Origin of the sequence: Tardiphaga sp. 215_C5_N2_1 (assembly GCF_052076055.1) — a bacterium.
GTDB classification, from domain to species: domain Bacteria; phylum Pseudomonadota; class Alphaproteobacteria; order Rhizobiales; family Xanthobacteraceae; genus Tardiphaga; species Tardiphaga robiniae.
Genome location: NZ_CP197240.1, coordinates 5232903 through 5253537, shown reverse-complemented (window position 1 = coordinate 5253537; position 20635 = coordinate 5232903). Strand labels below are relative to the sequence as shown.

Below are 20635 nucleotides of genomic sequence, written 5' to 3'. Positions count from 1 at the left end.
CCGCCTTCGCTCGTCCACGTAAGGTCCGGGTCACGCGGGTCGAAGCGCCAGCGGGCAAGTCGAGAAAACTGTTCAGACAATAATTCTGAACTGGTCTTCCGCCCGAATTCGCTCCAACTCTGGAGCTAATGCGTTGTCCCGGTGATGCGCGCGCGTCACCTCGGTGATGTCGTCACCTTGGTGATGTCGTCACCTTGGTGATGTCCTGCATCGCCCACATGCGTTCTGGTTCTCTCGCTCGCAAAGAAGGCCTTCGATGGCGTCGATCGGTTTCCCGCTGCTGCTGATTCCAGTGGCGATCTGCAACATCATCGCCTTCCTGATGCCCGACCTCGCGCTGTCGGGGCCGATCCCCCTCTTCCCGATCACGCTGATGTCGAAAGACATCTGGATGGTGACGCTCAACGACCTGCTCGTTGCGCTCAGCATTCTCTTGCTGTGGCTCGAAGTGATGCGCGCCGCGCGCCCGGCGCCGAAATATTTCACCGATCATTTCCTGTCGCTGCTGGTGTTCGGCGCTGCCGCCGCCGAATTCGTGATGCTGCCGAAATTCGGCAACGCCACGTTCTTCCTGATCACCCTGACGGCGATGGTGGATTTCCTCGCCGGCATCTCGCTCCGCGCCCGCCGTCCGCGCCGCGTCGCCGCGCCGGTCTATGCACCGGAGCCGGCACCGCGTTATGAGCCCGCGCCAGCGCCGGTCGCTCCGACGCATCCGCCCGCCCCCGTTCCGGCCGCAACGTCGGTCGCCGAAGCGGTGTTGACCGATCGTCCGGAGCCAAAGGTCGAACGGATCGAACCGAAGATTGAATCGACCCCGACCCCGGTCCCGCCGGAAGTCGTCGCGCATACGTCGCCGCAGATTACATCGCCGGATTTGCAGCCGGGTGGCGTCGCGTCGCCGGAAGACAAGCCGAAGACGTAAGCGGAGAGTACCGAGTCAGGCCATACGCTGCGTGCGGTTGATCGCCGATCCCGCAACATACATATTTGCCACCGACCGGTAAGCCGCCTCCACATCCGCCACATCCGCGCGGCGCAGCACCCGCGTTTGCGGCGCCTGCTCGGCGGTCGCGATCAGATGCGCAATGAAGGATGCGTCGGGCCGTGCCACGCGCGACGACACCGGGGCGGTATGCTGCACCGGCTCAAGCCGCGTCAGCGCGACGGCCTCCACGATGACCGAATCTTTCTCGACCACGAAATCGCCGGCGCGCCGCATCGGCTGCGGCGTCGTGGCGTAAGCGCGGGTCGCGGAAATCGACATCGTTAACAGTGCTCGCGTCTCAATACGGGACGAGGGTTGCCCCTCCACCCTCTGCGTCGCAAGGGTCGTGCCGCGGCTCTCCACAACTCAGATCGGGGCCTCATCAGGTTTGCGAAGGCCTGCCCGGCTACACTTTCTTAAGTCTTTAGGAACTTTGACTAACGATTGTAGCGATCTGAGCCGTATTGTCGGGGGGCGAATCACCCGATGACGTCCCAAAACGAGGCGACTTTGACATCCGCTGTTTCCCAGAGTGCCGATTCTTCCTTGCAGGCAGGTCGCACTTCCGAGCCGCAGGCAGCAGAGATTCTGGCCGCACTCGGCCAGGCCGCCTTCATCTGGGACATCGCCAGCGACCGGATCACCTGGACCGACCAAGCCGCCGCCATCTTCACCGACATTTCCCCCGCGACCATCGCCAGCGGCGCCGAGCTGGCGACTCTCATTGAGCCGCAACGCGGCATTCGCACCGAGGCACTGGCCAAGGCACTCGCTTCCGGCGGCGGCACCTACCGGATCGAATACGGACTACGCGCCTCGACCGCTGCCGCCGTGCTGTGGATCGAGGAGAGCGGCAATTGCCGTGCCGATGCCGCGGGCAAGGCAATACGCGTCGAAGGCGTCGTCCGCATCGACAACGAACGCCATGCCCGCGACGAACAACTGCTGAAACTGGCGCAGCACGATCCCGTCACCGGCGAACTCAATCGTGCGCATCTTCTGGCATCCCTCGCCGAAGCCATCGAGGAAGCGACGCGCTTCCGCTCGTCCTTTGCCTTCATGCTGATCGGCATCGATCATCTGGCGCGCATCAACGACGCCTTCGGCTTCGATATCGCGGATGAAGTGATCGTCGAGATCGCCAGGCGGATTCGCGCGCGGCTGCGCGGCGGCGATGTCATGGGTCGCTTCTCCGGCAACAAGTTCGGCCTGATCCTGAAGAACTGCACTGTTGACGATGCCACGATCGCCGCCGAGCGCTTTCTTGTCGGTATCCGCGACGACGTCATTCCGACCCAGTCCGGCCCGGTCTCGGTGACCGCCACCATCGGCGCCGTCAGCGTTCCCCGCTATGCGCAGAACGTCAACGAAGCAGTCAACCGCGCGCAGGAAACCCTGAACGGCGCCAAGCGCCGCCGTCACGGCAGCTTTGCGCTGTGGCGGCCGAATGTGGAGCGCGATGCGCAGCGCCGCGTCAATATCCGCGTCACCGACGAGATCGTGACTGCGCTGAACGAGCGCCGCATCGTCACCGCCTTCGAACCCGTGATGCATGCCGACAGCCGTACCCCCGCTTTCTATGAAGCGCTGGTGCGCATGAAGCAGGATGACGGGCAGTTGCTGCTGGCGCCGGATATCGTGCCGGTGGCCGAGAAGCTCGGGCTGATCCGGCTGGTCGATCACCGCGTGCTCGAACTCGTCGTCGCCGAACTCGCCGCCGCGCCGGATGTGCAGCTCTCGCTGAACATCTCGCCGGACACGACGATGGACCCGGACTGGTGGACCTCCATCGAGTCGATGATGCGCGCGCATCCCGGCGTCGCGCAGCGGCTGATCGTCGAGATCACCGAGACCGTGGCCATCCAGGACCTCGACGACGTCCGCGGCTTCGTCACGCGGCTGAAGAATTTCGGCAGCCGCATCGCCATCGACGATTTCGGCGCCGGCTACACCTCGTTCCGCAACCTGCGCAAGCTCGGCGTGGACATCGTGAAGATCGACGGCGCCTTCGTGCAGAACATCGCGCATTCCGCCGACGACCGCGCTTTCGTACAGACCCTGATCGATCTGTGCCACCGGCTCGGCATCAAGACCGTCGCCGAATGGGTGCAGGACGAGGAGTCCGGCCTGATGCTGCGCGACTGGGGCTGCGACTACATTCAGGGTCGCCTTACTGGCCTCGCGTCATCCGCACGTCCGTGGCTGGACCCGGCATCGCTGCCGAAGCCGGCGGTGGGATAGTTCACGCGTCATTCCGGGGCGAACGCAGCGTTAGCTGCGGGCGAACCTCAGCCACTCCAATGGGAGTGGTGGGGAATCCTGATATAGTATGAACACATTGAGATTCCGGGTTCGGTCCCGTCGCCTTCGGCGCCGGCCCGCCCCGGAATGACAGCTTTTTTATGGGGCCTCATCATGAACTTCATCGGTAATCTTCTGACCGCGCTGGTCGCGGCGCTGCACATCTATTTTCTCGTGCTGGAAATGTTTCTCTGGCAGAAGCCGCAGGGCCTGAAGACCTTCCGGAACACGCCGGAGAAGGCCGAGATCACCGCCGTGCTCGCCGCCAATCAGGGCCTCTATAACGGCTTCCTCGCCGCCGGTCTGATCTGGGGCCTGCTGCATTCCGCGCCAGCCTTCGCATTCCAGATCAAGGCGTTCTTTTTGCTGTGCGTGATCGTCGCCGGTGCCTATGGCGCAGCAACGGTGAGCAAACGCATTCTTTATGTGCAGGCTGCACCGGCGGCGCTGGCGCTGATCGTGTTGACACTCGCAAATTAGCCCGGAGCGCCGCGCGGCTCCCTCTCCCCGCCAAGCGGGGAGAGGTTAAAGCAAGTGCCCATCTCCTCGCCTTGCCAACTCAAATTCCTTGCCTCACACTCCCCGATAACGACGGCGCCCGCACGGGAACGACTGTCGAGTGACATATCATCAGGGAAGGCAACGACATGAGAGCTTCGCTTCTTCATCGTTTCGCCGCATCGACCAAGCTCGTTGGTATTGCGGCGATTGCGCTCACAGCCACATTTGTTGTGACAGGTCCGGCATCCGCGCAGAAGAAATACGATCCCGGCGCCACAGACACCGAAATCAAGATCGGCCAGACCGTGCCGTTCTCAGGCCCCGCCTCGGCCTATTCGTCGATCGCGAAAACCCAGCTCGCTTATTTCAAGATGGTCAACGACCAGGGCGGCATCAACGGCCGCAAGATCAACCTGATCCAGTATGACGACGCCTATTCGCCGCCGAAAGCCGTGGAGCAGGTGCGCAAGCTCGTCGAATCCGACGAGGTGCTGCTGACCTTCCAGATCATCGGCACGCCCTCCAATGCCGGCGTGCAGAAATATCTCAACACCAAGGGCGTGCCGCAACTGTTCGCCGCCACCGGCGCCACGCGCTTCACCGATCCGAAGAACTTCCCCTGGACCATGGGCTACAATCCCAACTACCAGACCGAAGGCCGGATCTACGCCAAATACATCCTGAAGACCTATCCGACCGCCAAGATCGCCATCCTCTGGCAGAACGACGATCTCGGCCGCGACTATCTCACCGGCATGAAGGCCGGGCTCGGCGACAAGGCCGCGTCGATGATCGTCTCGGAAGCGTCCTATGAGCTCGCCGACCCGACCATCGACTCGCAGATCGTCAAGCTGAAGTCATCCGGTGCCGACCTGCTGTTCAACGCCTCGACGCCGAAATTCGCCGCCCAGGCGATCAAGAAGGTGGCTGATCTCGGCTGGAAGCCGGTCCATATCGTCGACATCAATGCGACCTCGGTGGGCGCGGTGCTGGTGCCTGCGGGGCTCGACAATTCCAAGGGTCTCATTTCGACCAATTACGGCAAGGACCCGCTGGACCCGCAGTGGAAGGACGACGCCGGCATGAAGCGCTACATGGCCTTCATGGACAAATACTATCCGGACGGCGACAAGAACTCGAACTTCAACACCTATGGCTACGGCAATGCGCAGCTGATGGTGGAAGTGCTGAAGCGCTGCGGCGACGACCTCACCCGCGCCAACGTGATGAAGCAGGCCACCAGCCTGTCCGGGCTCGAAACCGACCTTCACCTGCCCGGCATGCGGCTCTCCACCTCGCCCACCGACTACCGCGTCAACAAGCAGCTGCAGATGCAGCGCTTCAACGGCGAGCGCTGGGAACTGTTCGGCCCGATCATCGAGGATGACTCGGCGGGTTAGCACACGCCGTCATTAGTATCAGAAACGCCGTCATGCCCGGCCTTGTGCCGGGCATCCACGTCTTGGGCACAGCGCGCATAAGACGTGGATGGCCGGGACAAGCCCGGCCATGACGAAAGTTTGGTGCGTGTGGCAGAGGCGTCTGGCGCAAACACCGCATCGCGATCCTACGCCGTCTTCGCGAACATCGTCAGCACGCCGTCGGCGATATTAATCGCCACCACCTGCGCCGAACTCATGCCCTTTTCCTTGAGCGCATTGGCGGCCGCCGGCGAGGCGTCGATCGAGGCGCGCAGCGCCTTCAGATCCTCCGCGCTGGATTTCGAGACGACCTCCTCGACCTGCGCCTTCACCGCCTCCGGCAATTGCTTGATGTCCACCACCTGGATGCTGGAAATCTTGGTACTGGAGCGCTCGCCGGATTTAGCCGGCGCTTTTTCGGCCTGGGACGCAGCTCCCTGTGCGAGCACGAAACCCGGCGTACCGAGCGAGAGAATGGCTGCGAGGGCCGTCGCTGTCATAATGCGCATGGTTGGTCCTTTCCGGTTGGGAAGGAGCAAAGCATTAGCGGCGAAGTGTGCGGAAGGTCTGGAGGTGAGGTGGCAGGGAGGTGAAAGGAATGTGGTGATGATGTGGGCCGTCGAAACCAAAGCAGCGTCACTGCCGCGCTATTGACGCTCCCTAAGGGAATCGAAGAGCGCTTACAAAAACCTAGATAAATCAGGCACAAATCAACTTGTCTGCCGAGCCATTGCTACCACCAGGTGCGACCACTGATCAACCTGAGAGTACAGCGGGGATGCGACCACAAACCAGCGCTATGCGAAAGTCCTGACCTCAACCATGAGCGACAGAGCGCGCAATATCCGCTGATCTAACGGCCCTACTCCCACGATCAGCGCGTGCCCCGGATTAAGTGGCTCGGTATCGATGGGATCATGAATAGCGTGCACGTCCTTGTTATGTGCAACACCGACTTCCTCGACGTCATTCACGGCGATAAGACCTACGCGGTGGCTTTTTCGAACAGTCCTGAGGCTTTTGAATAGCCCGCACACCGCTTCAAGATTTCCACCGTCGAATTCTAGCCAATTGGTAGAGATACCGTCATCATCGACGCGAAAGGCTTCAACGCTAACACCCGTAACCACGCCCGTTTCATCGATTTCCATCGAAGTCGGCTGGCAATGCAGTGCCAAATTATCCGTTTTCGGAATTCGGTCGCCTTTCACGTCACATCCACGAACCATAGACGCCGGGCAAAGCAAATTCCTCTATCTTAAACTGACCGTCATCACTTAGGTTTTCGTCCAGAGACATCCCAAACCAGTCACCTCCTTCGTGATCCACAAAGGTCAGCGATAGTTTTGCCCGCTTCGCTGGAGACCAAGAAGCGACAAAGAGCCCAGCCTTGGAAATTGACAGGCTAGGATGTTTTGGATTTCGGGATGCTAAAAATTTCAGGAGCCCTCGAAATGACGCAAGCGATTGGGGACTATCCAACACGGCAAGCTCATCTTCATTCTCCAACAGAATATTTATCTGCTTAGCTAGCCCTGCAAATTGGTTCGTGCCCAGAACGGAGCGGCGAGTTGCAAGGAAAATGAGGTACTTAGAACGCAGCGAGGGGCGCGCAATCTCTACTGTGCTTGCTCCACCATCATCCGCCAAAAACAACTTCGTGAGGCCTTGGCCCCACACTTGTTCAGCTATACTAGTCCACTCAATACCGGGACTACTCAAAGCCTGTGAAGCGCCGGGCTGATTCAAACATCCGACAACGACATCGATGCCAACAGCGCGATTTATGACAACCGAATGGAACATACTTCCAGCCGTCATCGCGTGAACCAAAGGCGCTTCAGTCGTACCGGCCCACGCCTTGCCAGCCGGAAGAGCGGTAACTCCAGCCCCCCCGGCGACAGCTTGCGTACCATAAGTGAAATAAGTCAGGCCCACATTGGGATTAAAGGGTCCGCTCGTTTCAACATCAACGCAGGCTGAACCAAAACTATGAGTGCCAGATTTGCCCAATGGCTCGTAAGTCCGCTTCGCGACGGATACTCCGGCGTTTGAAGTTCCTGCTGGACCTGAGAATGCGGAGCTTCCACCAAAGTGTGTTGAGGCGGCTCCAGACAAAACCGCTCCTGCCATTATAGCTTCTTCAAATTTACTCGGCCTAACCGCACTCATTTACACTCACCCTGAGCAATATTTTCTGCAGCTAAACGAAAAAGTTCCTCAAACAAAGGACCGATATCCTTATGAACTAGGGGCTCAACCCGCTCACCCGGCGTATTAATATCGAGGTCTAGCCGCGCGAAATTTCTTTCGCCTATTTCCATTGCATTCGATTGATCAAGACCCGCCGAAATCCTGAACTTGAACGAGGACCATGTAGTCAACCGGTTTAAGTACTTCTCCGGGACAAGGTCGGTAGGGGCACGCCAATTCACTCGATACATTAGGTCATGCATACTTGTATCGACCTTCAAAGACTTCACGCTTTGCGCCACAATGCTGTAAGACTCGTCGCGTGAAGACGCAGGGGCGACAGCTACGCCAATAAACGAAATACGAAGTAGGGGTACTTCTATCTGCGGAAGCCAACCCAAAATCAGCTTCGCAAACTTTTTCAGTTCTTCTTCAAAAGGACCGATCGAAGTTTGAAGTGAAGTGACATCGAGAGACACAGCTTCTTGGACTGGAGCAAATACTATATCGATCCGGACAGGTGTTATCCCGATTTGTATATAGGTATTACCCGCTACACCTGTTTGCCTACGAACACCCTCTTTGGGACGTTCTTCGCTGCTATCAGCAGGCACCCCCATGAGCGCAGAGTAGATGTCCAACGACATCGGAAATGGCACTTTGCTGAAGAGCGCCACCTGCAATAAATTTGCATCCCATTGGATCGTCGAACCGCTCATATGACCGCTTGTAGTTGAAACGCTGGCTGTTGACAGCCTATTTGACGCGAAAATCCCAAAGAAAAGCTATACATCAGACGTCCTGAGCGCAATGCGACCTTCGCGTACGGCTTTTGTATAAATCCTAACTGGTCACCTGACTGCTATACGCCATTGACTTGACGCTCATTCAGACTATATTCCTTCATGTCCTACTCACGAGGGGCGCTTCTCGAGGGCGCTTTCGAAGTGGAGTTTGGATGCGGCGCCTGCGGACGTGCCTCGCAAGCATGGACCCGGGAGGTCGAGGGTCACCGTCCGGGCCCACTACGGGGCTCTGCCGCTTGCGGCTGGACGGGTGCGGGTGAAGGCGGGCGAAAGCCTGACCGGAACGAAGGACTTTCATTAGTCCTGCCCAGTACCCGGAAGCACGGTCCCTCGAACAGAAAAGCCGCGATGGCGCGCCGAAAGGCGATGCGCGGATCGCAAGGGCTTTCGCAAAGTCCGAGCGGCACGCGAGAACGTTGAAGTTGCGCCTTTCGGCGCGTCATCCCCCTCATTTGCGAGGGGGAAAACTGGAAGGCCCGCTTTGCGCCAAGGGCGCGATACGGACGGCGCGTGGGCGCAGAGATTTTTTCCAGGGAATGGCGTGGCTGTTTGACAGGTGAAGCGGTGTGCGGCTCAACCGCCGGAGCCTTGCATGCGGCGCTGCAGGTCGGATGCGGGCCAATTAGGCGCTAGCTTACTTGCAAAGAACGACTTGATCACGTCGGCCTCGGCCTGCGTGATACGACCTGACAACACGCTCTCTTCCAGATGCAGGCTGGGAACGCTGGCTTTGCCGGGTGGTGTCTGATCTCGATCGGTCATCTAGGGTCTCTGATCAATCTCTTGAAGAACGATGACGAGCTTGACGGGTTCACTGCCGACGGAAAGAAATTCCTTGTCGACCACCCGAAATCGACAGCCGGTCGGGAGAAGCGCCTCTTCCTCGTGAAAATTGGGCGACAACCACCAGATCGCCCGTCCATTTAAGGCCCGAATGATAAACAGGACGTTTCCTCCAAAGGCGCCAGCCTCGGAGAATGAGGCGCTCGTGAACGCGGGGAAGGTTACGATCCCGTCCGGAACGTAGTGGGCTTCGAATGCAGCCATGTCGGCGGCGTGATAGCCTCGATAAACGGTCGCCTGTTTTCCTGTGATGGGAACGATCTTGCCCAACCCGGCATCCAGAACCTGCGCGAACGCGATCACATCCGGATCAGGACGCCCGGACCAAAGTTGCTCATTGATGTAGCTATGCCAGCCGTTGGCAGTCGAATAGACGAAGAACGCCAGCGCCTCTGTATTCGTTATCTGACCGTGAAATATCTCATCCAATGCCGAAGGGCTGCTGATCCTTCGCGCGCAGCGCGCGGCCTCATCGACACCGATGAGACGCCTTAGCACCTCAAGAAACTCGGCTCCCCGCACGCGATCTATATCCGACGGTCGTTGGAAAGGATTGCATACCGACTTGTCGCAAAGGCACAGGAATTATTCGCGGACGGATCGCCGGGTCAAGCCCGGTGATGACACCGAGAGTGTGGCGACGGCCACATCCCGCCCGACAGCGTAGGCAAAGCCGCGCATGCGCAGGCTCAAGCGGTCTCACCATGGAACCGCGTTTCCCTTACGTTAACTTCTGCGTAACCGCCCCTTAAACCGCGGAGGCTAGGCTCGCGGTATCGGGTGGCGTGGTGTTTGCGTATGGCGTGGGGCAAGAAAAAGAACGGGCGCAAGGAGCCGACCTTCGGGATCGGCGCGGCGCTGTCCGATCTGCGCCTCACGGCGGATGATCGCGTGCCCGGCGGCGGCGATGACCGACCCAAGAAAACACCCAAGCAGGCGCCGAAGCGCGAGTCCAATAGCGGCGGCGGCGACAAGCCGCGCAAATCCCGGACATCCAGCAAGGCGCGCAGCTCCGGCGGCCTCGGCAAAGGCGTCAAGCGGCTGTTCTACTGGGGCGCGGTGCTCGGCCTGTGGGCGGCGATCGCCATTGTCGGCGTCGTGATCTATGTCGGCGCGCATCTGCCGCCGATCCAATCGCTGGAAATTCCGAAGCGCCCGCCGACGATTCAGATCGTCGGCATGGACGGCACGGTGCTGGCGACGCGCGGCGAACAGGCCGGCGCCAATGTGTCGCTGAAGGATCTGCCGCCCTATCTGCCGAAGGCGTTCATCGCCATCGAGGACCGGCGGTTCTATTCGCATTACGGCGTCGACCCGATCGGCATCGCGCGCGCGGCGGCGACCAACCTGATGCATCGCGGCGTGTCGCAGGGCGGCTCGACGCTGACGCAGCAGCTCGCCAAGAACCTGTTCCTGACGCAGGAGCGCACCATGGCGCGCAAGCTGCAGGAAGTGGAGCTGGCGTTCTGGCTGGAGCGCAAACATTCCAAGGCCGAGATCCTGGAACTGTATCTCAACCGGGTCTATTTCGGCTCCGGCGCCTACGGCGTGGAAGCTGCGGCGCAGAAATATTTCGGCAAGCCGGCGAAGAACGTCACCGTCGCGGAAGCGGCGATGCTGGCGGGACTCGTGAAGTCGCCGTCGCGCCTCGCGCCGAACCGCAATCCGGAAGGCGCCGAGGCCCGCGCCAAGGTGGTGCTGGCGGCGATGCAGGACGCCGAGTTCATCACGGCCGCGCAGGCCAAGGGCGCGACCGGCGTGCCGCAATACAACGTCAAGCCGGTCGGCGCCGGCACGGTGAATTATGTCGCCGACTGGATCGGCGAAGTGCTGGACGACCTCGTCGGCCAGGTCGACGAGAGCATCATTGTCGAAACCACCATCGATCCCAAGCTGCAGAGCGTGGCGGAAGCCGCCATCATCGACGAACTGGCGGCCAAGAGCGTGAAATTCAACGTGACGCAGGGCGCGCTGGTGGCAATGACGCCGGACGGCTCGGTGCGCGCGATGGTCGGCGGCAGAAATTACTCCGAGAGCCAGTTCAACCGCGCGGTGACCGCGAAGCGCCAGCCGGGATCGAGTTTCAAGCCGTTCGTCTATCTCACCGCCATCGAGGCGGGGCTGACGCCGGAGACGATCCGCACCGACGCGCCGATCGACATCAAGGGCTGGAAGCCGGAGAACTACACCCACGAATATTTCGGCTCGGTGACGCTGACCCAGGCGCTGTCGATGTCGCTGAACACGGTGGCGGTGCGGCTCGGCATCGAGGTCGGCCCGGCCAGCGTGGTGCGCACGGCACATCGGCTGGGCATCGCCTCCAAGCTGGAAGCCAATGCCTCGATCGCGCTCGGCACGTCCGAAGTGTCGATGACCGAACTGGTCGGCGCCTATGCGCCCTTCGCCAATGGCGGCCTCGCCGTGTCGCCCCATGTGGTGAACCGCATCCGCACGGTGGAAGGCAAGAAGACGCTGTATACGCGCCCGGCGGAGACCGCGAGCCAGGTGATCGACGGCCGCGCCGTGGCGATGATGAACACCATGATGCAGCAGACGATTTTGTCCGGCAGCGCCAAGAAGGCCGAACTGCCGGGCTGGCAGGCCGCGGGCAAGACCGGCACCAGCCAGGATTTCCGCGACGCCTGGTTCATCGGCTACACGTCGCAGCTCGTCACCGGCGTCTGGCTCGGCAATGACGACAACTCGCCGACCAAGAAGGCGACCGGCGGCGGGTTGCCGGTAGAGATCTGGTCGCGCTTCATGAAGACCGCGCATCAGGGCCTGCAGCCGCAGCCCGTGCCGGGATTGGCGCCGTCGAATTCGTTCAGCACCAATCCGATCGGCCAGGCGCTGTCGAGCCTGCTGCCCGGATCGCCCGCACCGTCGCCATCAGCGCCACCGGAACGCGGCTATGTGCCAAGCGCCCCCGTCTATAACGGCTATCGTCCGCAGCCGCCGGCGCCAACGCAAACCAACTACCCCGCCGCGCGCCAGCAGCCACAACAGAATGTGCGGCCTGAAGCCGCGAGCGGGCTCGATGGCTGGCTGACGGAGCGACTGTTCGGGAGATAGTGAGCGAGCGTCCCGGACACGATGCACAGCACCGCGGCCGGGACAGGAAGCTCAGTCCTGCACGCCGAAGCGATGCAGGTCGTTGCCATGGGTATCGAGCCAGGCCTTGGCGCGTTCGGTCGCCGGGCAGATGCGCCCGACCACGCGCCAGAACTTCACCGAGTGATTCATCTCGACGAGATGCCCGACTTCATGGGCCGCGAGATAATCCAGCACGAAGGGCGGCGCGAGGATCAGACGCCACGAGAACGACAGCGACCCCTCGGTGGTGCAGGACCCCCAGCGGCTCGACTGATCGCGGATCGAGATCCGCTTCACCTTGACGTTCAGCTGCGCCGCATAGCGGTTCGATGCCTTGACGAGATCGGCCTTGGCTTCGCGCTTGAGGAAATCGTGGATACGTCGGTCGATATGCTCGACATCGCCGGCGACGCAGATGATCTTCTCGCCGTTGTCGCGGGTCTCGGTCCACACCGTCCCCCGCCCCGCGCGGTGCACGATTCTATGCGGAGTTCCCCGCAACGGAACCGTTGTGCCGTGTTCGAAGGGTGCTGCCTTCGGCAAACGGCCGAGACGCGCGGCGATCCAGGCGCCATGACGTTGTGCAAAGTCCTTTGCATCGGCCAATGACCCACGCGGCGGCATGGTCAGGATCGCTTCGCGCTCGCTCGGATGAATGCGCAGCGTATAACGCGTCGCACGGCGGTGCCTGCGCAGGCGTATGGCGAAGATCTGGGAGCCGTGTTTGACGGCAAGCGTGTCTGGTTCGGTGGGGCGGCGGTAGAGAAGTGCGCGGAAGGCCATGTCAGTAGTCCCGATCGTCAGTAGATCGACCGGATTCTGCCATAACCGCCGCCACGGGAATTGCTCGGCGCAAAAACAAATCATTTGCCCAATATACGGGGTCAAAAGGCGATTTGTCCCCTACCGGATGGGGTCCGGAACAGGAATCTGGATTCAAAAGAACGTTGAATTTCGGAATCTAAGAGTGAATCGCGCACCGCTGCTAGAAATAGGCGGAAAATCCGGTTTCCATGCCTATTTTCAAGGGCTTAGAAAGCGCGCCATCGCAACTCACCCGCGATGATCGCGCATTTCAACGATGTTGTTTTCGATTCATCGATGGTGATCGCGCACATGCGATGACGATGCATCGTCACCGCATGTGCGCGTGTTGAATCACTCAGCAGCAGCGGCGCGATGGCGCGCGCTTGCTGCGCTCAGCATGAAGTCAGACACGCGCGGCACGATTTCAGATTTGAATCGCGATCCATTGAACACGCCGTAGTGTCCAACGCCCTTCTGAACGTAATGCACACGACGCTCATCGGGGATCGAACTGCACAACATATGCGTCGCCTCGGTCTGACCGAGGCCGGAAATATCGTCGTTCTCGCCTTCGACGGTCATCAGCGCAACGTTGACGACCTTCGACGGATCAACAGGCTTGCCGCGATGGGTCATCTCGCCCTTCGGCAGCGCATGTTTGACGAACACGGTATCGACGGTCTGCAGGTAATACTCTGCAGTCAGATCCATCACCGCCAGATATTCGTCGTAGAATTCGCGATGCTTGTCCACGAGATCGCCATCGCCCTTCACCAGGTTCTCGAACAGCTTCTTGTGTGCTTCCACGTGGCGGTCGCGATTCATGCTGATGAAGCCGCTGAGCTGCAAAAAGCCTGGATAGACGTCGCGCATGATACCTGGATGCGGAAACGGCACCTTGGTGATCACGTTGTTGCGGAACCAATCCATGCCCTTTTCGGCCGCGAGATTGTTCACAGCGGTCGGATTGCGGCGTGTATCGATCGGGCCGCCCATCAGCGTCATCGACAGGGGCACATAGGGATCGTTCTCGGCTTCCATCACCGACACCGCAGCAAGCACCGGCACGGCGGGCTGACAGACGGCGAGAACATGGACGTTGCCGCCGAGCACGTGGAACATCTCGATCACATAGTCGATGTAGTCTTCGAGATCGAAGCGGCCCGCGGCCAGAGGTACCTGACGCGCATCCGACCAGTCGGTGATGTAGACCTCATGGGTCGGCAGGAAGGCCTCGACGGTACCACGCAGCAATGTCGCATAATGGCCGGACATCGGCGCCACGATCAACACGCGCGGCTGCGGTGCGCGCAGCGGACGCGGGTGCTTGCGATCGAAATACAACAGACGGCAGAACGGCTTTTCCCACACCGAGCGAATCTCGATCGGCGTGCGCACGCCGTTCACGTCGGTATCGTGCAGGCCCCATTCCGGCTTGCCGTAGCGGCGCGTGGTGCGTTCGAACAATTCGCAGCCCGCCGTCACCGACTTGCCGAACTCAGTCTGCGAGAACGGATTCAGCGGATTCTGAAACAGCATCCTGGTAGCGTCTGTCATCGCGCGCGCCGGATTGAGCGACGCGTAGGCCATCTCATACATCCAGTACATCGGGGTGGTCAGAGCCGGGCTCGTCTCGGACGGCAGGGCTGGCGGCCTGCCAAATTCACCTATCGGCATCTGTCCTCACTCGTTGAGCGTCTGCTTTTGCGCTGCAGTATATACTGGTGTCTGCGTAAGAAAGCGTCAATGCGCCGCACGCATGGCTTTCAGGCCATTGGCGGTAAAAACGGCGGTTATCCCTTGATAAATGGTCTTATTCGCCGCCGGAGATCAGCATTCCGGCGCGCCTGGCGCTGTTCAAAAGCCCAAGAAATATCGCGAATGAAACAATAAACAGCACGACGTTGATGGCCAGCGCAGTCAACATCAGGTCGGCGCGGAAGGTGTGATCGAACAGCAGCGCCCGCATGCCCTCGAACACATAGGTCGGCGGCAAGGCCCAGGCGACATATTGCAGCCACGTCGGCAGCACCGAGACTGGATAGTAGACGCAGGCCAGCGGCATCAGCCCGAACATCAGCGTCCAGACAATGCTCTCGGCGCCGAGGCCGTTGCGCAGTACCAGACCCGACACAAAGATACCGAGCGACCAGCTCGTGAAGATCAGGTTGCAGAAGAACGCGATCAGCGGCAGGCCGAGCGCGAACAGGTTGAATTTGAAGAACATTGCGAGAATCACCATCGGGATGATGCCGATGGCGAGGCGGATCAGGCTCATGATCATCAGCGAGATCAGAAACTCGATCGGCTTCAGCGGGCTCATCATCAGATTACCGAGATTGCGCGCCCACATTTCCTCGAGGAAGGAGATGGAGAAGCCAAGCTGGCCGCGAAACAGGATGTCCCACAGGATCACTGCGCCGATCAGCGTGCCGCCGGCCTGGGCGAAGAACCCGGCATTCTGCGAGATGTAATTCTGCAGGAAGCCCCAGGTGATGATCTGCAGCGCCGGCCAATAGACCAGTTCCAGCATCCGCGGCCACGACGACACCAACAGATACCAGTAGCGCAGCACCATCGCATTGATGCGATGCATGGCGATGCCGTGTGACCGCTCTACGAGGCTCATGGCGCCTGCTCCCGGTCGCGACCGCGCGCGACGTCGAGAAATACCTCTTCCAGAGTCGTGCGGTTATAGCGCAGCAATATCTGCTCCGGACTGTCGTCGTCCTCGATGCGGCCCTTCTTCATGATGATGATGCGGTCGCATAACCGCTCGACTTCCAGCATGTTGTGCGAGGCCAAGAGGATCGTGGCGTTGTTGCTCCTGCGATAGGTCTCGATATGTCGCCTGATCCAGTCCGCGGTATCCGGGTCGAGCGAGGCCGTCGGCTCATCGAGCAGCAACAGCTCGGGCGCATTGATCAACGCCTTGGCCAGCGCGACGCGCGTTTTCTGGCCTGCAGAGAGCTTGCCGCTGGCGCGGTCGAGAAAATCCGTGAGATCGAGGTCTTCGGCCAGTTGCGCGATGCGGCCCTTGAGGTCAGGCACGGCATAGAGCTTTCCGAACACGGTGAGGTTCTGCCGGACCGTGAGTCGCATCGGCATGTCGACGTAGGGGCTTTCAAAATTCATCCGGCCGAGCACTTCGGCTGATTGCGCCGGCATCGCACAGCCGAGCACCGAGACCTTGCCCGAGGTCGGCAGCGTCAGCCCCATGATCATGGCAATGGTGGTGGTCTTGCCGGCGCCGTTGCCGCCCAGGAGACCGGTGATGCTGCCGCGCGCGATCTTGAACGAGATGTCGTCCACGGCGCAGTTGGTCTTGTAGAATTTGACGAGATGAGCGACGTCGATCGCCGCCGCAGCATTGCGATCAGCCGTCGCCGCATGACCTGACTTGGTGTCTTCAATCGTCATTGCTGCCGTTCCATGCGGCATTGTGGCGGCGAAGGCAAGCTTGGGCGCTTCAAGTGGCCGCAGCCCGCATGGGTTTGTGGTCATCGCCCGGGGCGTCTAATGTCCTGATATGACCGATATTTCCGCCTCCGACTTTCGCCAGCCGCGCCGTTATGTTCGCCTCGACACGATCCTGCGTTTGCGCTGGCTCGCCGCGCTCGGCCAGTTGGCTGCGATCTTCGTCGTGGTGCAGGGGCTCGAATACGACGTCGCCATCATTCCCTGCGTGACGATCATCGGCCTGTCGGCGACCCTCAATCTCGTGCTGCAGACGCTGTTCAATCCGGTCCACCGCCTGGAACCGCTCTTCGCAGCTGCCCTGCTCGCGCTCAATATCATCGAGCTCGCGGGCCTGCTCTACTGCACCGGCGGATTGCAGAATCCGTTCTCGTTTCTGTTTCTGGCACCGGTGCTGATCTCGGCGACGGCATTGCCGACGCGGTTCACCATCGCGCTCGGCGTTCTCGCGGCAGCCTCTGCCACCGTGCTGGCCTTCTTTCATCTGCCGCTACCATGGGACTCCGCAGAACCGCTGGTGCTGCCGCAAATCTATCTGCTCGGCGTCTGGTTCTCGATCCTGACCGCCATCGGCGTGACCAGCCTCTATGCGTTTCAGGTCACCGAGGAAGCCCGCAAGCTTTCGGACGCACTCGCCGCCACCGAACTGGTGCTGACGCGCGAGCAGCATTTGACCCAGATCGACGGTCTCGCCGCCGCTGCCGCGCACGAATTGGGAACGCCGCTCTCGACCATCTTCTTGATCTCCCGGGAGCTCGAGAAGAACATCCACAACAACCCGGAACTTGCCGATGACCTGAAGACCGTCCGCGAACAGGCGCAGCGCTGCCGCGAGATTCTGTCCAAGATCACGCAGCTGAATTCGAGCGGCGCGCCATTCGACCGCATGCCGCTCTCGCAGCTGATCGAGGAAGCGGTGGCGCCGCATCGCGACTTTGGCATTGCCATCAAGATACGTATCGCCGTCGCCAACGCCCCCGAACCAGCCGGCATGCGCAATCCGGCGATCCTCTACGGCGTCGGCAATATTCTGGAGAATGCGGTCGATTTCGCGCGGGAGCAGGTTGAAGTGAACGCCTGGTGGAATGCGGAAAGTATCGTGATCTCGATCTCGGACGATGGCCCGGGCATTCCGCCAGACCTGCTGAAGCGGATCGGCGAGCCCTATCTGTCGCGTCGGCGCCCCGCCGAGGAGGGCGAACACCGCGGCCTCGGCCTCGGCGTGTTCATCGCGCGCACGCTGCTGGAGCGTACCGGCGCCAGAGTCACTTTCAGCAATCGTGTATTTCCCGATCACGGCGCGGTGGTGCAAATCTCATGGCCACGCGACGCGTTCGAGACTGCGGACCAGTTGGCCGATGTCGACTGATACAGGTCTCACTGTCGCGTGAACGCAGCCGACAGTTGCACCTCATTGACAGCTAGACGCCTTTGAGCCAATTTTATCTCGGTTGATACGACCTGCCGGTTGCGCCCTGAACGGGACGGTGAACGTATCACTTCCTTTGCCGACACCCTTTGTCCGAGCGACCGGGTCAGCAACGCAACCACCTGATGCCCCCTGGTTCGCTCACGCAAAGGACGAAACAGATGCGCGATTTTCGCGATGCAAAGGCTATGGCGCAGACCCTGCGCGAAAACCTCACCACCAAAGCCGTCACGATCAGTCACAGCGAAAGCCTGGAGCTGATATCGAGAATATTGGGTGTCGCTGACTGGAATACCTTGTCTGCGATGCTGCAGGTCGGTCGAACTTCGCCAGAAGTGCCGACTATCAAACTTCAAACCGGAATATCAAGCTACCCGGCCATTCCTCTGAGAGATCTCGTTCCATTCCCGACAACGACCTACCCGCTTTTTGTCGGACGGGAGAAAACAATACTCGCTCTGAAAGATGCCTTCGCGCGGCAGCGGGAGGTCGTGCTTGCTATTCAAAAGAACGAAACTGTTGACGAACCTGGCTTCGAGGACATCTACGACATTGGGGTTCTCGCCCAGTTGCTTGAAATTCAAAGGCTTGATGACGGCACGCTCAGGGTTCTGGCACAGGGACGTCAACGCGTCGTGATTCAGCGCTTCGTAGGCGAGACCGGCTCGTATAGAGCCGACGTTACAGGCGTGAGTGAGGGTCCGATTCCTGATGAACCGGAACTGATCCAGCAGGCAGTCAAACGGTTCGAGAGCTACATTTCGGCTCACGACATGCGCGTGCCACCGATTTGGCCGCCACTGGAGAGAACCCTCGACCCCGGACGGGTTGCCGACGTCATCGCCTCGCATATCGTCTTGCCGATCAGCGAAAAGCAGAAGCTGCTAGCGACTCTCGACCCCGTAAAGAGGCTGAAAAGCGCCGATGCCCTCATCGACCTGTCGACGCTGCCGCTTTCGCCCGCGCTTCACGCGACACGGCGACGCGCTATCGAATATGCCGACCAGAGAGGCCATCAATATGCAACGTTGGAGCACCTGTTACTTGCACTGGTCGATGACACCGATGCCGCCGCGGTGCTGCGGGATTGCAATGCCGATTTCGGCACGTTGAAAGCCGACCTGATCCGCTACCTCGATAAGGAACTGAAAAACCTGATGATCGAGACCGGCAAGAATGGCCAGCCGACGGCAGCATTTGTGCGTGTGTCTCAGCGTGCTGCGGTTCACGCGCAGGAGCTTGGCTGGTCCGAAGTGAGAGGGTCAAACACCTTGATGGCCATCTTTCCCGAAACAAGAAGCCCGGCTGTCCGCCTGCTGAGCGGACAAGGCATCACCCAGAAACTGGTGGCTGCTTCGATCACCGGAAACACAGGATCGGTCTGACGACGTCCGGACGTCCCAGAGTGTCGTTCACAAATGCCGGCTTGGGCGATGGTGATCGCCCGGCCGGCAAGTGTGTGATGCGCCTTGGTTAGACCGCCGGATCGGGAAAGGCCGCAGCCTGCTGCGACGCCCGGCGCTTGACAAAGCCGGCCATGATCAGCGCGACCAGGCCGAGAATGACCGGCGGGAAGACCACGGCATTCACGGTGGGCCAGCCATAATTCGCCAGCAGCTGGCCGGACGAGAACGAACCAACCGCCATCAGGCCGAACACCAGGAAGTCGTTGAAGGCCTGCACCTTGTTGCGCTCCTGCGGCCGATGGGTCTCCAGCACCAGCGCGGAAGCGCCGATGAAGCCGAAATTCCAGCCGAGGCCGAGCACGACGAGACAGACCCAGAAATGCATCGCGCTGATGCCGGCGATGCCGATCACCGCGGCGATCGCCTCCAGCGCCAGACCTGCGGCCACGACCTTCGACGCGCCAAAGCGTGCGATCAGCGATCCCGTGAAGAAGCTCGGACCGTACATCGCCACGATGTGCCACTGCAGGCCGAAATTGGAATCGCTCAGCGTCAGCCCGCAAAGCTTCATCGCCAGCGGCGCCGAGGTCATCACGAGATTCATCATCGAATACGACACCACGCCGCAAATTGCAGCCGCGATGAAGCGCGGCTGCCGCACGATCTCCAGCAGCGGCCTGCCACCATGCATGTCCGCGGGCGCGGGCCTCGGCGCATCCACCGTGGAGAGCAAGGCCATCGCGATCAGGGCGACTACCGCCTGCGCCGCGAAACTCGCAGCAAACAGATAGGGCGACCAGATATCCATGGTCCATTGCACGAGCTGCGGGCCAAGCACGCCGGCGAATACGCCACCAGCCATCACCCAGGAGACGGCTTTCGGACGATAGGACGGGCTGGCGCCATCGGCGGCGGCGAAGCGATAGGACTGCGCGACCGCGCCGTAGAAGCCGCCAAAGAATGTCGCGCAGCAGAACAGCGCGAATGATGCTTTCAGGATCGCGATGGCGCCGAGCAGGCCGCAGATCGCACCGGCGCCACTGCCGATGATGAAGGCGACGCGGCGGCCATAGGCTCGGGAGATCATCCCGACCGGCAGCGTCCCGCAGGCAAGTCCGACGACATAGACCGAGATCGGCACCGTCGCGAGCGAGACGCTGGGCGCCAGTGTTGCACCGACGATGGCGCCGGTGGCGAAGATGACCGCCGAATTGGCACCGCCAAGCGCCTGCGCCGCAGCCAGCCGCATCACGTTGGAACGTGCGCGCGCGTCATCGTGAATCTCTGGGGTAGCCGCGTCGATCATGGGGAAATCCGCCCGGATGTGGCCCGGTTCGTCCGGGGGCCTTTGTTCAGCACGACTATGACGA

General features: G+C 60.7%; 19 protein-coding genes. 7 read left to right on the top strand and 12 right to left on the bottom strand.

Annotated elements, in window-relative coordinates; translation table 11 throughout:
- The first annotated feature begins 256 nt into the window (after positions 1-256).
- Positions 257-925 (top strand): hypothetical protein, encoded by a 669-nt coding sequence (locus tag AB7828_RS24920; protein ID WP_441231452.1) that lies wholly within the window; start codon positions 257-259, stop codon positions 923-925.
- Positions 926-940: 15 nt separating this feature from the next.
- Here AB7828_RS24920 and AB7828_RS24915 read toward each other — a convergent pair whose 3' ends face one another.
- Positions 941-1267 carry a hypothetical protein gene (locus tag AB7828_RS24915; protein ID WP_439057061.1) on the bottom strand — a complete coding sequence of 109 codons (327 nt, stop codon included), beginning with the start codon at positions 1265-1267 and terminating at the stop codon, positions 941-943.
- A 207-nt stretch (positions 1268-1474) separates the two neighbouring features.
- On the opposite strand from AB7828_RS24915, the gene AB7828_RS24910 reads away from it, so the two are divergent.
- The 3 genes from AB7828_RS24910 (at position 1475) to AB7828_RS24900 (ending at position 5190) form a co-directional block, all read left to right on the top strand.
- Complete coding sequence (locus AB7828_RS24910) at positions 1475-3229, top strand: EAL domain-containing protein (RefSeq protein ID WP_441231451.1); 1755 nt, start codon at positions 1475-1477, stop codon at positions 3227-3229.
- Positions 3230-3403: 174 nt separating this feature from the next.
- Complete coding sequence (locus tag AB7828_RS24905; protein WP_441231450.1) at positions 3404-3769, top strand: DUF1304 domain-containing protein; 366 nt, start codon at positions 3404-3406, stop codon at positions 3767-3769.
- 167 nt (positions 3770-3936) lie between these two features.
- Positions 3937-5190, top strand: a complete 1254-nt coding sequence (locus tag AB7828_RS24900) for an ABC transporter substrate-binding protein (protein ID WP_441231449.1) — start codon at positions 3937-3939, stop codon at positions 5188-5190.
- A gap of 167 nt (positions 5191-5357) precedes the next feature.
- On the opposite strand, the gene AB7828_RS24895 is transcribed toward AB7828_RS24900, so the two are convergent.
- From AB7828_RS24895 to AB7828_RS24870, 6 genes are all read right to left on the bottom strand, one after another.
- Complete coding sequence (locus tag AB7828_RS24895; RefSeq protein WP_441231448.1) at positions 5358-5720, bottom strand: hypothetical protein; 363 nt, start codon at positions 5718-5720, stop codon at positions 5358-5360.
- 288 nt (positions 5721-6008) lie between these two features.
- Entirely contained in the window at positions 6009-6422 is a 414-nt protein-coding gene (locus AB7828_RS24890; RefSeq protein WP_441231447.1) for a hypothetical protein, read from the bottom strand.
- Between the two features lies 1 nt (position 6423).
- Entirely contained in the window at positions 6424-7344 is a 921-nt protein-coding gene (locus AB7828_RS24885) for a hypothetical protein (RefSeq protein WP_441231446.1), read from the bottom strand.
- A gap of 35 nt (positions 7345-7379) precedes the next feature.
- Positions 7380-8123: a hypothetical protein gene (locus AB7828_RS24880; protein WP_441231445.1), complete on the bottom strand. Its 744-nt coding sequence runs from the start codon at positions 8121-8123 to the stop codon at positions 7380-7382.
- Between the two features lie 660 nt (positions 8124-8783).
- Positions 8784-8972: a hypothetical protein gene (locus AB7828_RS24875; protein ID WP_441231444.1), complete on the bottom strand. Its 189-nt coding sequence runs from the start codon at positions 8970-8972 to the stop codon at positions 8784-8786.
- Positions 8973-9575 (bottom strand): ADP-ribosyltransferase domain-containing protein, encoded by a 603-nt coding sequence (locus tag AB7828_RS24870; RefSeq protein WP_441231443.1) that lies wholly within the window; start codon positions 9573-9575, stop codon positions 8973-8975. It lies immediately after the preceding gene.
- 276 nt (positions 9576-9851) lie between these two features.
- On the opposite strand from AB7828_RS24870, the gene AB7828_RS24865 reads away from it, so the two are divergent.
- Entirely contained in the window at positions 9852-12125 is a 2274-nt protein-coding gene (locus tag AB7828_RS24865; RefSeq protein WP_441231442.1) for a transglycosylase domain-containing protein, read from the top strand.
- Between the two features lie 51 nt (positions 12126-12176).
- Here the strand turns inward: AB7828_RS24865 and AB7828_RS24860 are convergent, their stop codons facing one another.
- The 4 genes from AB7828_RS24860 to AB7828_RS24845 all read right to left on the bottom strand — a co-directional run bounded on the left by AB7828_RS24860 (position 12177) and on the right by AB7828_RS24845 (position 16373).
- Entirely contained in the window at positions 12177-13013 is an 837-nt protein-coding gene (locus AB7828_RS24860; RefSeq protein WP_441231441.1) for a M48 family metallopeptidase, read from the bottom strand.
- A gap of 291 nt (positions 13014-13304) precedes the next feature.
- Positions 13305-14630 (bottom strand): polyhydroxyalkanoate depolymerase, encoded by a 1326-nt coding sequence (locus tag AB7828_RS24855; RefSeq protein WP_089262721.1) that lies wholly within the window; start codon positions 14628-14630, stop codon positions 13305-13307.
- Between the two features lie 136 nt (positions 14631-14766).
- A complete protein-coding gene (locus AB7828_RS24850; RefSeq protein WP_320446585.1) occupies positions 14767-15582 on the bottom strand; it encodes an ABC transporter permease in 816 nt (271 codons plus the stop codon).
- The gene (locus AB7828_RS24845; protein ID WP_441231440.1) at positions 15579-16373 is read right to left on the bottom strand and encodes an ABC transporter ATP-binding protein; all 795 of its coding nucleotides are present in this window, start codon (positions 16371-16373) and stop codon (positions 15579-15581) included. Before AB7828_RS24845 ends, AB7828_RS24850 begins: the two co-directional genes overlap by 4 nt.
- A 109-nt stretch (positions 16374-16482) precedes the next feature.
- On the opposite strand from AB7828_RS24845, the gene AB7828_RS24840 reads away from it, so the two are divergent.
- Both AB7828_RS24840 and AB7828_RS24835 read left to right on the top strand, forming a co-directional pair.
- Positions 16483-17799 (top strand): ActS/PrrB/RegB family redox-sensitive histidine kinase, encoded by a 1317-nt coding sequence (locus AB7828_RS24840; protein ID WP_089262725.1) that lies wholly within the window; start codon positions 16483-16485, stop codon positions 17797-17799.
- 221 nt (positions 17800-18020) lie between these two features.
- Positions 18021-19244, top strand: coding sequence for an LON peptidase substrate-binding domain-containing protein (locus AB7828_RS24835; RefSeq protein ID WP_441231439.1), 1224 nt, complete (start codon positions 18021-18023; stop codon positions 19242-19244).
- A gap of 88 nt (positions 19245-19332) precedes the next feature.
- Here AB7828_RS24835 and AB7828_RS24830 read toward each other — a convergent pair whose 3' ends face one another.
- On the bottom strand, positions 19333-20571 hold the full coding sequence (locus tag AB7828_RS24830) for an MFS transporter (RefSeq protein WP_441231438.1): 1239 nt from the start codon (positions 20569-20571) through the stop codon (positions 19333-19335).
- Positions 20572-20635: the final 64 nt, after the last annotated feature.